Origin of the sequence: Hydrogenophaga sp. ANAO-22 (genome assembly GCF_042466645.1) — a bacterium.
Taxonomy (GTDB): Bacteria; Pseudomonadota; Gammaproteobacteria; order Burkholderiales; family Burkholderiaceae_C; genus Hydrogenophaga.
The window spans coordinates 4,696,204-4,708,915 of sequence record NZ_CP159956.1 but is presented as its reverse complement, the minus strand read 5'-3'; the positions used below and the strand labels follow the sequence as shown (position 1 = coordinate 4,708,915).

At 69.1% G+C, this 12,712-nt stretch carries 7 protein-coding genes; 4 read left to right on the top strand and 3 right to left on the bottom strand.

Going from position 1 to position 12,712, the window contains the following annotated elements:
- Window positions 1–78: 78 nt before the first annotated feature.
- On the bottom strand, window positions 79–1,740 hold the full coding sequence (gene ettA / locus ABSY19_RS22755) for an energy-dependent translational throttle protein EttA (protein ID WP_291121668.1): 1,662 nt from the start codon (window positions 1,738–1,740) through the stop codon (window positions 79–81).
- A gap of 307 nt (window positions 1,741–2,047) precedes the next feature.
- Between ettA and ABSY19_RS22750 the strand changes: the two genes are divergently transcribed.
- Window positions 2,048–3,832: a DEAD/DEAH box helicase gene (locus ABSY19_RS22750; RefSeq protein WP_382163913.1), complete on the top strand. Its 1,785-nt coding sequence runs from the start codon at window positions 2,048–2,050 to the stop codon at window positions 3,830–3,832.
- 29 nt (window positions 3,833–3,861) lie between these two features.
- The gene (locus ABSY19_RS22745; protein ID WP_382156190.1) at window positions 3,862–4,944 is read left to right on the top strand and encodes an endonuclease/exonuclease/phosphatase family protein; all 1,083 of its coding nucleotides are present in this window, start codon (window positions 3,862–3,864) and stop codon (window positions 4,942–4,944) included.
- On the opposite strand, the gene cphA (ABSY19_RS22740) is transcribed toward ABSY19_RS22745, so the two are convergent.
- Complete coding sequence (cphA, locus tag ABSY19_RS22740) at window positions 4,933–7,521, bottom strand: cyanophycin synthetase (protein WP_382156188.1); 2,589 nt, start codon at window positions 7,519–7,521, stop codon at window positions 4,933–4,935. The two genes, ABSY19_RS22745 and cphA (ABSY19_RS22740), sit on opposite strands and share 12 nt — an antisense overlap.
- 37 nt (window positions 7,522–7,558) lie before the next feature.
- Window positions 7,559–9,787 (bottom strand): cyanophycin synthetase, encoded by a 2,229-nt coding sequence (gene cphA / locus ABSY19_RS22735; RefSeq protein WP_382156186.1) that lies wholly within the window; start codon window positions 9,785–9,787, stop codon window positions 7,559–7,561.
- Window positions 9,788–9,954: 167 nt separating this feature from the next.
- Here cphA (ABSY19_RS22735) and ABSY19_RS22730 point away from each other — a divergent pair, with 167 nt between their 5' ends.
- Together ABSY19_RS22730 and ABSY19_RS22725 are read left to right on the top strand one after the other, a co-directional pair.
- Complete coding sequence (locus ABSY19_RS22730; RefSeq protein ID WP_382156184.1) at window positions 9,955–12,237, top strand: ABC transporter transmembrane domain-containing protein; 2,283 nt, start codon at window positions 9,955–9,957, stop codon at window positions 12,235–12,237.
- Window positions 12,234–12,710, top strand: coding sequence for a DUF1854 domain-containing protein (locus ABSY19_RS22725; RefSeq protein WP_382156182.1), 477 nt, complete (start codon window positions 12,234–12,236; stop codon window positions 12,708–12,710). Before ABSY19_RS22730 ends, ABSY19_RS22725 begins: the two co-directional genes overlap by 4 nt.
- The last annotated feature ends 2 nt before the right edge of the window (window positions 12,711–12,712 follow it).

The following is a 12,712-nucleotide window of genomic DNA, read 5'->3' as shown; positions in this document are numbered from 1 at the left end:
GTCCGGGTCCCCCGGCCCGCAGGCATTGCCCCCTTGAGGGGGTGACGGCCCGAGCATCGGGCCGGCGCGGGGGTGGGCTTACTTCAAGGCTTTGAAGCGCATGCGCTTGGGCTTGGCACCCTCTTCACCCAGGCGCTTCTTCTTGTCGGCTTCGTACTCCTGGTAGTTGCCGTTGAAGAACACCCATTGGCTGTCGCCCTCGGCGGCCAGGATGTGGGTGGCGATGCGGTCGAGGAACCAGCGATCGTGGCTGATGACCAGCGCGCAACCGGCGAACTCGAGCAGCGCGTCTTCGAGCGCGCGCAGGGTTTCCACGTCCAGGTCGTTCGAGGGTTCGTCCAGCAGCAGCACGTTGCCGCCCTCGGCCAGCGTCTTGGCCAGGTGCAGGCGACCGCGTTCACCGCCCGAGAGGCTGCCCACGCGCTTTTGCTGGTCGCCGCCGGAGAAGTTGAAGCGGCCGCAGTACGCGCGGCTGGGCATCTGGAACTTGCCCACGGTGATCATGTCCAGGCCGCCCGAGATGTCTTCCCACACGGTCTTGTCGCCGTCCAGGCCTTCGCGGCTCTGGTCGACGAAGGCCATCTTCACGGTCTGGCCGATCTTCACCTCGCCGGAGTCGGGCTGTTCCTTGCCGCTGATCAGCTTGAACAGCGTGGACTTGCCCGCGCCGTTGGGGCCGATGATGCCGACGATGGCGCCCGCGGGGATCTGGAAGCTCAGGTTGTCGATCAACAGGCGGTCACCGAAGGACTTGCTGACGTTCTTGAACTCGAACACCTCGTTGCCCAGGCGCTCGGCCACGGGAATGAAGATCTCGTTGGTTTCGTTGCGCTTCTGGTATTCGACGTCGCTCAGCTCTTCGAAACGGGCCAGGCGCGCCTTGCTCTTGGCCTGGCGGCCCTTGGGGTTCTGGCGCACCCACTCCAGTTCCTTCTTCATGGCCTTGGTGCGGGCGTCTTCGGTGCGCTGTTCCTGCTCCAGGCGGGCTTCCTTCTGCTCCAGCCAGGTCGAGTAGTTGCCCTTGTAGGGAATGCCGTGGCCGCGGTCGAGTTCGAGAATCCACTCGGCCGCGTTGTCCAGGAAGTAACGATCGTGGGTGATGGCCACCACGGTGCCGGGGAAACGTTGCAGGAACTGTTCGAGCCAGTCCACCGATTCGGCGTCCAAGTGGTTGGTCGGTTCGTCGAGCAACAGCATGTCGGGCTTGGACAGCAGCAGACAGCACAGCGCCACGCGGCGCTTCTCACCGCCGGAGAGCACGCCGATCTTGGCGTCCCAGGGCGGCAGGCGCAGCGCGTCGGCCGCGATTTCGAGCTGGTGTTCGCCGTCGGTGCCCGAGGTCGCGATGATGGCTTCGAGCTGCGCCTGCTCGGCGGCCAGGGCGTCGAAGTCGGCGTCTTCCTCGGCATAGGCCGCGTAGACCTCGTCCAGGCGCTTCTGCGCGGCGCGCACACCGCTCATGCTGGCCTCGACCGCCTCGCGCACGTTCTGCTCGGGGTCGAGCTGGGGTTCCTGGGGCAGGTAGCCGATGCGGATGCCCGGCATCGGGATCGCTTCGCCTTCGATCTCCTTGTCGATGCCGGCCATGATCTTGAGCAGCGTGGACTTGCCCGAGCCGTTGGTGCCCAGCACGCCGATCTTGGCGCCCGGGAAGAACGAGAGCGAGATGTCCTTGAGGATCTGTCGCTTGGGCGGCACGATCTTGCCGACCCGGTTCATGGAAAAGACGTATTGAGCCATGGGAATGTTCTGCCTGAAGAATCTGCAGCCAGGACGGCCGCGCAACCCATGATTATCCCCTCAGAGACCCATGGACCGCTTTTGAGCGGCGGTTGGCGGCGGCAAAGCCCCGATCGTGCGACAATAGACCCTGTCGGGCACTTCAGTTGGCTCGGCGCCGGCACTTCGCCGGGGTGTGCGCAACCCGCTTGCGGCCACCGACTTCCTGAATCCATCTGCCCCAGACTGACCGGGCGCCGCAGCCAACCAGGCCGCGACATCCGGAGTGGCCGATGCCCCCAGCGCCCTGGACGGGCGCCTCATCTACATGACCTTTGACGATCTGAACCTGGCCCCGGCCATCGTGCAAGCCGTGCGCGAGCACGGTTACGAAACCCCCACGCCCATCCAGGTGGAAGCCATCCCCGCCGTGCTGGCCGGCCGCGACCTGCTCGGTGGCGCCCAGACGGGCACCGGCAAGACCGCCGCCTTCACCCTCCCGCTGCTGCAACGCCTCTCCGGCAGCGAGCGCGCCAAGAGCCGTTTCGGCGGCGTGGGCATCCGTGCCCTGGTGCTCACCCCCACCCGCGAACTCGCCGCCCAGGTCGAAGAGTCGGTGCGCGTGTACGGCAAACACCTTTCGCTGACCTCCACCGTCGTCTTCGGCGGCGTCGGCATGAACCCGCAGATCAACGCCATGAAGCGCGGCGTCGACATCCTGGTGGCCACCCCCGGCCGCCTGCTCGACCTGCAGCAGCAAGGCTTCCTCGACCTCTCCACCGTGCAGATGCTGGTGCTGGACGAAGCCGACCGCATGCTCGACATGGGTTTCATCCACGACGTGAAGAAGATCCTCGCGCTGGTGCCCAAGGAAAAGCAGAGCCTGCTGTTCTCGGCCACCTTCAGCGACGAGATCCGCGACCTCGCCAGCGCCCTGCTCAAGGACCCGCTGCACATCCAGGTGACGCCCCGCAACACCACGGTGCAGCGCATCACGCAGGTGATCCACCCCGTGGGCCGCGGCAAGAAGAAGGCGCTGCTGGTGCACATCATCAACCAGCACAACTGGAGCCAGGTGCTGGTGTTCACGCGCACCAAGTTCGGTGCCAACAACGTCGCCGAGTACCTCACCAAGAACGGCATCCACGCGATGGCGCTCCACGGCAACAAGAGCCAGGGTGCCCGCACCCAGGCGCTGGCCGGCTTCAAGAGCGGTGAGATCCGCGCCCTGGTCGCGACCGACATCGCCGCGCGCGGCATCGACATCGACGAGCTGCCGCACGTCGTGAACTACGAGATCCCCAACGTCAGCGAAGACTACGTGCACCGCATCGGCCGCACCGGCCGCGCGGGCAACAGCGGCGAAGCCGTGAACCTCGTGAGCCTGGACGAAGAAGGCTTCATGATGGAGATCGAGCGCTTCACCAAGCAGCAGATCCCGGTGCAGATCTTCCCCGAGTTCATGCCCGAGCCAGGCGAGAAGGCCGAGCCCATCGCCATGGGCCGCCAGACCATCTGGGGTGGCGCGGGCAAGCCGCCCAGCCGCGAGGTGATGGCGGCCGCCGCCAAGGCCGCGCGCACCGAGATGCTGCAGCGCGTGCGCGAGAAGAAGGCCAGCGAGCCGCAAGGCCGTGGCAACGGCGGTGGCGGTCAGCGCCAGCGCCCCGCGGGTGATGGCAGCCAGGCCGACGGCCCGCGCGGCGAAGGCCGTCGCGGCAACGGTGGCGGCGGTCAACGCGCCAACGGCAATGGCGGCGGTGGCAATGGCCAGCGCCAGGGCCAGCGCCACGGTGGTGGCCAGCAGGGCCAGCGCCCGCCGCGCGAAGACCGCGGCTTCCGTGAAGACCGCGGCCCGCGCGAGGACCGCGAGCCCGGTGCCGAGCGCCAGCCCGGCCCCAACGCCCACCTGGGCAGCCTGCGCATCAAGGAACCCCGTCCGCGCGCGGCCAACCCGGGCGGCCAGCCCGATCCGCTGCGCACCAGCATCGACGCGATGCGCACCGGCAACCGCGGTGGTGGCAGGGGCAAGGGCGGTGGCGGCGGTGGTGGTCAGCGCGGCAACGCGGGTGGCCCGGCCGACCCGCTGCGCACCAGCTACGGTCGCATCCGCTGACGCGGCGGCTTTCCCACTACAGTGCGGTCATGTCCCTTGACCGCACCACCCCCCTCGGCGCCCCGTCGGCCTCTGCTGGCCACGGGGCGCCGGCACGTTATGCCACCCTCATGATGGCCACCTGCAACGTGCTCAACCTGGCGCAGCCAGGCCGCCACTTCTACGAGGGGCAGGACCCTTACACCCACACCGAATTCGAGCGCAAGGTGGGTTGGCTGGGCGATCGGTTCCGGGCCCTCAATGCCGACGTGCTGGCGGTGCAGGAGGTCTGGGACGAGGCCGCCCTGCGCACGGCGGTGGCGCGCAGCGGGCTGCAATACGGTTTCGTCGCCGTGCCCGGTGCCAAAAACGGTCCCGGCCAGATCGGCGCGCAAGGCACGCCCCGGGTGGGCATCGTGACGCGCCTGAAGGTCGATTCGGTGCAGTCGCTCAACGACTTTCCCGAAGCGGCCCGCGTGCAGGTGCCTGGCCTGGGCCTGCACACCCGCTTCGAGCGCCCGCCGCTGATCGCGATGCTGCGCCTCAAGCACGGCCAGCCGGTGTGCGTGATCACCGCGCACCTCAAGAGCAAGCGGCCCAAGTTCCTGGAAGATGCCAACGGGGTGGGCATCGAAGACACGGCCGACCCGGCGGTGCAGGCGCTGGCCTCGCTGCGTTCGCTGGTCATGCGCGCCAGCGAAGCTCTGGCGCTGCGCCTGAAGGTGGTCGAGCTGCTGCACCGCACCCAGCTGCCGCTGGTGCTCATGGGCGATCTGAACGACGGTCCGCACAGCGTGACGACGCAGCTGATCGCGGCCACCTCGCAGGTGGCCTACGACAAGGGCGCGCTCGACCACGCGCTGTTCAGCGCCTGGGACGTGCAAGGCGAAGCGGCGATGCGCCGCGACGTGGCGTACTCGCACATCCACCAGGGCTACCCCGAGGTGCTGGACCAGTTGCTGGTGAGCGAGCAGTTCGTCGCGACCAGCCGGCGATCGATCGGTGACGTGCGGCGCGTGGAGGTGTTCAACGACCACCTGTTCGAGGGCCGCGACCGCAGCCGCAGCGACCATGGCTTCGTGCGGGCGCTGCTGCGGCTGCGCCTGCCCGACCTGCCCCTCTCAGCGGGCTGAGGCGCCCGCTTCGCGGATGCGCTGCGCGAGGTGCGCGAGCGCCTCTTCCACCTGGTCCACCAGCACGAGGCAGAGGTCGCCGGGTTGCAGCCGCTCCAGCGCGGCGTCGATGGCCACGAACTCGCCCCGGATCTCGAACACCTCTTTCGTGCGGCTCGCCCCGGCGAGTCCCTCGCGCAGCAGCGTGAGCACCTCGCCATCTTCGCGGCCGCGCTGGCAGGCGTCCTGGAACAGCAGCACGTCGTCGAAGGCCTTGCCCAGGATCGTGGTCTGCTCGCGGATGTCTTCGTCGCGGCGGTCGCCCGCGCCGCTGATGACCACGCTGCGCCGGCGCGCGGGCATGGCGTTGACCGCTTCGACCAGGGCGCGCATCGCGTCCGGGTTGTGGCCGTAGTCGGCGATCACGGTGGCGCCGCGGTAGTCCATCACGTTGAAGCGGCCCGGCGCGTTGTCGGCGTCGTTGGAGAAGCTGGCCAGACCGCGCGCGATGGTGTCCCAATCCAGGCCGGCGCACCAGGCCGCGCCGATGGCCGCCATGACGTTGTCCTTCTGGAAGCCGATGGTGCCGCCGCGCGTGATGGGCACGCCCTGCAGCGGAATCTGCACGCGCCAGCTGCCTTCGGTCACGATGATGCGATCACCTTCGACGCAGATGGTGCGCTTGCCCTGCACGCGGTGCGCGGCCAGCACGGGGTGGTCGTGGTCCTGCGCGAAGAAGACCACGCCGCCGGTGCACTTGGCGGCCATGGCCGCGACGATGGGATCGGCCGCGTTGAGCACCGCGTAACCCGTGGGCGCGACGTTCATCACGATCACGCGCTTGAGCACCGCGAGGTCTTCGACGGTGGTGATGTAGTTCAGGCCCAGGTGGTCGCCGGTGCCCACGTTGGTCACCACCGCGACCTGGCACTGGTCGAAGCCGAGGCCCTCGCGCAGCATGCCGCCGCGGGCCGTTTCGAGCACGGCGGCGTCCACGTCGGGGTGCAGCAGCACGTTGCGCGCGCTCTTGGGGCCCGAGCAGTCGCCGCTGTCGATCTGGCGGCCATCGACATACACGCCGTCGGTGTTGGTCATGCCCACGCGCATGCCGCTGGTGGCCATGAGGTGCGCGATCAGCCGCGTGGTGGTGGTCTTGCCGTTGGTGCCGGTGACGGCGACCACGGGGATGCGCCCATCGTCGCCGGGTTCGAACATGTTGGCGATCACGGCCTCGCCCACCGGACGGCCCTTGCCGTACGACGGCGAGAGGTGCATGCGCAGGCCGGGCGCGGCGTTGACCTCGACCACGCCACCGTGCTGCTTCTCCAGCGGCACGTGCACGTTCTCGCAGACCACGTCCACGCCGCAGATGTCCAGGCCCACCGTCTGCGCGGCGGCCACGGCGCGGGCGGCCACGTCCGGGTGCAGGTCGTCGGTGACGTCGGTCGCGGTGCCCCCGGTGCTCAGGTTGGCGTTGTTGCGCAGCACGACGCGGCGGCCCATCTCGGGCACCGACTCGGGTTTCAAACCCTGCACGTCCAGGCGCGCCAGGGCGATGTCGTCGAAGCGGATCTTGGTCAGCGAGGTGGCGTGGCCGTCGCCGCGCCGGGGATCGGCGTTGACCAGGTCCACCAGCTCGCGCACGGTGTGCTCGCCATCGCCGATCACGTGCGGTGGCTCGCGCCGCGAGGCCGCCACCACCTTGTCGCCCACCACGAGCAGGCGGAAGTCGCTGCCTGGCAGGTATTTCTCGACCATCACGTCGCCGATCTCGGCGGCCGCGCGGAACGCGATGTCCATGTGCTCGCGCGAGACGATGTTGACCGTCACGCCCTTGCCCTGGTTGCCGTCCTGCGGCTTGACGACCACGGGCAGGCCGATCTCCATGGCGGCTGCCCAGGCGTCGTCGGCGTCGCTGACGGGCCGCCCTTCGGGCACTGGCACACCGGCAGCGCCGAGCAGGGCCTTGGTCAGGTCCTTGTCCTGGGCGATCGACTCCGAGACCGCGCTGGTGCTGTCCACCTCGGCGGCCCAGATGCGGCGCTGGCGCGAGCCCCAGCCCAATTGCACCAGGCTGCCGGTGGTGAGGCGGCGGTAGGGAATGTTGCGCGCCACGGCGGCGTCCACGATGCAGCCGGTGCTGGGGCCCAGGCGCACGTCTTCGTCGAGTGCGCGCAGGCGGGCGATCGCCGCCTCCACGTCGTAGCTTCCGGCATCGCCCGCGCCGGCGGCGGCGAGCAGTTCGCGGGCGATGTCGAAGGCCAGCCGGCCCACCACCTCTTCGCTGTACTGCGCCACCACCTGGAACACGCCAGGCTCCAGCGTGGCCGAGGTGCGGCTGAAGGAGACCGGGCATCCCGCCTGGGCCTGCAGGGCCAGCGCGGTGGCTTCCAGCACATGGGCCAGGGTCAGATGCTCTTGCGGGTTGCTGGGCTCCAGGGGTCCCACGGAGGGGAAGAGCTCGCGCAGCCGCCGTTCGAAATCCGGCAGGGCTTGCAGGTCCATCTCGTGCGGTTCGCAGGAGACGATGGCCTCGATGCAGGTGTGGCGACTCCAGAGATTGGGGCCGCGCAGGGTCCGGATGCGAGAAACGTCCATGACGGAAGCTGGGAGTGAATGAAGAGAGGACCGGCGCTCAGCGCGCCGCGTCCAGGGTAACCGGTTCTGGCCGTTCGGGGGTAGGAGCGACGTCGAGACCCGCCGTCTCGATGCCGGCGGCCATCAGTTCGGGCGAGACCGCGAGCGCCCAGGCGGCGGCGGCCACGGCCATCAAGGTGTGCGCGCCCAGCGACTGCAGCAGCCCCTGCACCACGGGTGCGTCCAGCCGCACGCGGTGGGCCTTGCGCACGCCCTCGGCCAGCACCAGCTGGCCTTCGAACACCGACACGGTGCGAGAGCCCGCCTCGCGGTGCTTCTGCAGCGCGGGCGAGGCGGCGTCCATGCCGTAAAGAATCACATCCCCATCGCACAGCTCGACCATCTCCAGCACCCGGGCGTCGTCGGCGTTGAGCACGGCCACGCCATCGGGCAGCACCACGTCCACCTGGGTGCGCATCACGCGGTAGAGCTGGTCGGTGCTGCGCACGTCGTGCCGCTCCAGGCCCTGGAAGTCGTCGAGATCGGTCACGACCCCCACGGTGCAGCGGTCGTAGGCCAGGCCGTCGTCCAGGATGACGGCGGGGCCGTTCTCCAGCACCACGGCGTCGATCTCGCGGTTCATCAGCAGGCGCTGGCCGGCCTCCCAATGGGCGCTGGGCCGGACATCGACCTTGCGGTTGCCCAGGAACAGGCCGTCCTGGCAGGCCAGGCCGACCTGGTGGCCGCTCAGGTGCAGCAGCCAGCCCACCAGCCGGGCGATGGCGTTGCCATGGCGCGAGCTGGCCACGCCCACGATGGGCACGCGGCCGTTGCCGCCTTCGTCGAACAGGTGGTCCACGATGGCGCGGCCCACGGGGCGCGACAGGCCGGTGGCGGGCTTGAGGTGCATCAGCAGCCCGGGCCCGGCGTTCACTTCCACCACCGCGCCGCCTTGCGCCTGCAGCGGGCGGCCGATGTCCTGGGCGACCAGGTCCACACCGGCCACGTCCAGCCCCACCACGCGGGCGGCCAGTGTCACGGCGTGCGCCACCTCGGGGTGCACTTCGTCGGTGCAATCGATCGCCACGTTGCCATTGCGCTGGACCATCACGCGCCGGCCCAGGGCGGGCACGGCCTCGCCCGACAGGCCCTGGCGCTCCAGCAGCAGGCGCATGACGGGTTCGCGGTCCAGGCGGATGGTCTCGAGCGGGAATTCCTCGGCCTCGCCCCGGCGCGGGTCGCTGTTGAGCTGGCTGTCGATGAGCTGCTCCACGGTGGAGCGGCCATCGCCCACCACCGACAGGCTTTCACCGCGCGCCGCCGCGACCACGCGGCCGCCCACGACCAGCAGGCGGTGCTCGTCGCCCAGCACGTAGCGCTCGACCATGACCTCACTGCCCTCGGCGTCGGCCACCGAGAAGGCTTTTTCGATGTCTTCGCGCTCCGACAGGTCCAGGCTCACCCCACGGCCATGGTTGGCATCGGAAGGTTTGACCACCACCGGCAGGCCGATCTCCTGCGCGGCTTCCCAGGCGGCTTGCGGGCTGTCGACCACCTGGCCTTCGGGCACGGGCACGCCACAGGAGGCCAGCAGGCTCTTGGTCAGGTCCTTGTCGTGCGCGATGTTGCCGGCGATGGCGCTGGTGCGGTCGGTCTCGGCCGTCCAGATGCGGCGCTGGTGCCGGCCCTGGCCGAGCTGGACCAGGTTGCCGTCGTTCAGGCGCAGGTGGGGGATACCCCGGTCCGTAGCCGCGGCGACGATGGACGCGGTGCTCGGGCCGAGGTAGCTGCGGTCGATCTGGTTGACCAGGCGCGCCACGGCGGCCGGCACGTCGAAGCCGGCCGCGCCGTCCTCGCGCTGGCGGATGGCGGCAAGCAGCAGGGCATGCGCTTCGGTGAGCGCGGCCCGGGCCACGGCCTCGTCGCGGGCGCGGAACACCATGCGGTAGACACCGCGCCGGCTGGTCTCGCGCGTCTGGCCGAAACCGGTGGGCATGCCCGCCAGATTCAGCAGCTCGATGACGATGTGTTCCAGGATGTGGCCGGCCCAGGTGCCTTCGCGCAGGCGCTGGATGAAGCCACCGCGCTCGCCCACACCGCAGTGGTGTTCTTCGAGGGCGGGCAGCCATTCGACCAGGCGTTCGGTGAGGCCGGGCAGCTTGTTGGAAGGAAAGTCCTCCAGATCGCCCAGATCCAGCCAGACTTCGAGCACCGGTCGGTACGTCCAGATGTTGGGGCCGCGCAGGTAGTTGATGCGCAGCAGCGTGATGTCGTGTTTCGAGCTCATGTCTCCGGCGGGACGCGTGATTCGGGCGACCGGGTGTAGTACCGGTCAGGGGTTCAGAAGAACTTCAATGCCATCAACGATCGCGGGCTCGACATCGGTGAAAATGCAAGGCTCCCCCGTGGGAGCATGCCATTTCTCGCGGTCGACGCCACGCTGTCATCTTCACCATGCTTTCACACTTTCCAGCTGAATCCTCAGCCCCAGGAGCCGACCCTGCACAGGACGCCTTGCGGCCCGCATCAACCCAGCTGGGGGGCGATGATAGCGCTGTCGTTGCCTTGGCGCTGGACTTGGACAGCGATTTACATTTCCGTACGCGCACCCTGTTGTTAACCCGTCAAAAGTTCACACTCGAAGGCCAGGAGTGGATACTGAGCCCGGGTATGGAGCTGCGGCTGAGCGACCACGCCGGTGTCGGCACCCTGGAGCTGCTGGACGCCCAGGGGCGCATCGCGGTGTGGCGCTTCACCATGGGCGTGCAGGCCCGGGCCGCGCGGATGGTCGACCAGTTCCATCGCCTGATGGCCCAGCTGGATCAGGCGCCCGAGCAGGTGATCGAGGAACCCGCCCGCACCTGCCCCCAGTGCCAGGCCACCCTGCCGGCCGACAGCGATGAATGCCCGGAATGCGCCCAGGAAGCGCCGCAGGCCCCGCCGTCCACCTGGGTGCTGCTGCGCCTGTGGCGCTTCGCCCGGCCCTACCGGTGGACGCTGCTCACCGGTTTCCTGCTCACGCTGGCCTCCACCGCCGCCACGCTGGTGCCGCCCTACCTGACCATCCCGCTGATGGACCGGGTGCTGATCCCGTTCCAGAACGGCCAGGAGATCGACACCGGCCTGGTGCTGGCCCTGCTCGGCGGCCTGCTGGGCTCGGCCCTGCTGGCCTGGGGTCTGGGCTGGGCGCGCACCTGGTTGCTGGCCCTGGTGTCAGAGCGCATCAGCTCGGACCTGCGCACCACCACCTTCGACCACCTGCTCGAGCTTTCGCTGGACTACTTCAGCAGCAAACGCACCGGCGACCTCATGGCGCGCATCGGCAGCGAAACCGACCGCATCAGCGTCTTCCTGTCCCTGCACGCGCTGGACTTCCTCACCGACGTGCTGATGATCACCATGACCGCGGTGATCCTGTTCTCGATCAACCCCTGGCTGGCGCTGGCCACGCTGGTGCCCCTGCCCTTCATCGGCTGGATGATCCACCTCGTGCGCGACCGCCTGCGCACCGGCTTCGAGAAGATCGACCGCGTCTGGGGCGAGGTGACCAACGTGCTGGCCGACACCATCCCCGGTATCCGCGTGGTCAAGGCCTTCGCCCAGGAAGCCCGCGAAGCGCGGCGCTTCAAGCAGGCCAACGAGCACAACCTGGCCGTCAACGACCGCATCAACAAGACCTGGTCGCTGTTCACCCCCACCGTCACCCTGCTCACCGAGATCGGCCTGCTGGTGGTGTGGGCCTTCGGCATCTGGCTGGTCAGCCAGAGCGAGATCACGGTGGGCGTGCTCACCGCCTTCATCGCCTACATCGGGCGCTTCTACGGGCGGCTCGACTCGATGAGCCGCATCGTCTCGGTCACGCAGAAGGCCGCCTCGGGCGCCAAGCGCATCTTCGACATCCTGGACCACGTCTCCAACGTCCCCGAGCCAGCGCAGCCGGTGCCGCTGACCCAGGTGCAGGGCGGCCTGCAGATGGAAGGCGTGAGCTTCCGCTACGGTAGCCGCACCGTGATCCGCAACCTGAGCCTGGACATCCGCCCCGGCGAGATGATCGGCCTGGTCGGCCACAGCGGCTCGGGCAAGAGCACCCTGGTCAACCTGCTGTGCCGCTTCTACGACGTGAGTGAAGGCGCCATCCGCATCGATGGCACCGACATCCGCCGCGTCGGCGTGGCCGACTTCCGCCGCCACATCGGCCTGGTGCTGCAGGAGCCCTTCCTGTTCTTCGGCACCATCGCCGAGAACATCGCCTACGGCAAACCAGGCGCCACGCGCGCCGAGATCGTGGCCGCCGCGCGCGCCGCGCACGCGCACGAGTTCATCCTGCGGCTGCCGCAGGGCTACGACTCGCTGGTCGGCGAGCGCGGCCAGGGCCTCTCGGGTGGCGAACGCCAGCGCATCAGCATCGCGCGCGCGCTGCTGATCGACCCACGCATCCTGATCCTGGACGAAGCCACCTCCTCCGTGGACACCGAGACCGAGAAGGAAATCCAGAAGGCGCTGGACAACCTGGTGCAAGGTCGCACCACCATCGCCATCGCGCACCGGCTCTCCACCCTGCGCAAGGCCGACCGCCTGGTGGTGATGGACCGCGGCCAGGTGGTGGAGATCGGCCCGCACGACGAACTGATGGCGCAGCGCGGCGCTTACTGGCGCCTGTACGAAGCGCAGGCGCGCAAGGAGCAGGAGGCCGCCGCCCTGCTCGACGCCGACACGCCCGAGGACAACGACGCATGAACACCCCGAACCCCGCCTGGCAACTGCAGCGCAACCCCTTCGGCCGCCTCGTGCTCACGGACGCCGCCGGGGAGACCCACGTGGGCGTGGTGCCCGTGCGGGCCTTCCCCATCGGCGCGCCCGACGAAGGCCTGTCGCTGGTGGGCAGCGACGGCCACGAACTGGTCTGGGTGGACCGCCTCTCCGCCCTGCCAGCCGACTTGCGGCAGTTGCTGCAGGAAGAGTTGGCGCAACGCGAGTTCACGCCGGTGATCCAGCGCATCGAATCCGTGTCCACCTTTTCCACGCCCAGCACCTGGCAGGTGAGCACCGACCGCGGCCCCACCAGCTTCGTGCTGCGCAGCGAGGACGACATCCGCCGCCTCGAAGGCCAGGCCCTGCTGATCCTGAGCGGCCAGGGCGTGTGCTTCGGCGTGCGCGACCGCTTCGCACTCGACGCGCATTCGCGCCGGCTGCTCGACCGGTTCCTCTGACG

Coding starts and splice junctions, on each gene's coding strand:
- ettA (WP_291121668.1), bottom strand. CDS start 1,740: ATGGCTCAATACGTCTTTTCCATGAACCGGGTCGGCAAGATCGTGCCG.
- ABSY19_RS22730 (WP_382156184.1), top strand. CDS start 9,955: ATGCTTTCACACTTTCCAGCTGAATCCTCAGCCCCAGGAGCCGACCCT.
- cphA (WP_382156186.1), bottom strand. CDS start 9,787: ATGAGCTCGAAACACGACATCACGCTGCTGCGCATCAACTACCTGCGC.
- cphA (WP_382156188.1), bottom strand. CDS start 7,521: ATGGACGTTTCTCGCATCCGGACCCTGCGCGGCCCCAATCTCTGGAGT.
- ABSY19_RS22745 (WP_382156190.1), top strand. CDS start 3,862: ATGTCCCTTGACCGCACCACCCCCCTCGGCGCCCCGTCGGCCTCTGCT.
- ABSY19_RS22725 (WP_382156182.1), top strand. CDS start 12,234: ATGAACACCCCGAACCCCGCCTGGCAACTGCAGCGCAACCCCTTCGGC.
- ABSY19_RS22750 (WP_382163913.1), top strand. CDS start 2,048: ATGACCTTTGACGATCTGAACCTGGCCCCGGCCATCGTGCAAGCCGTG.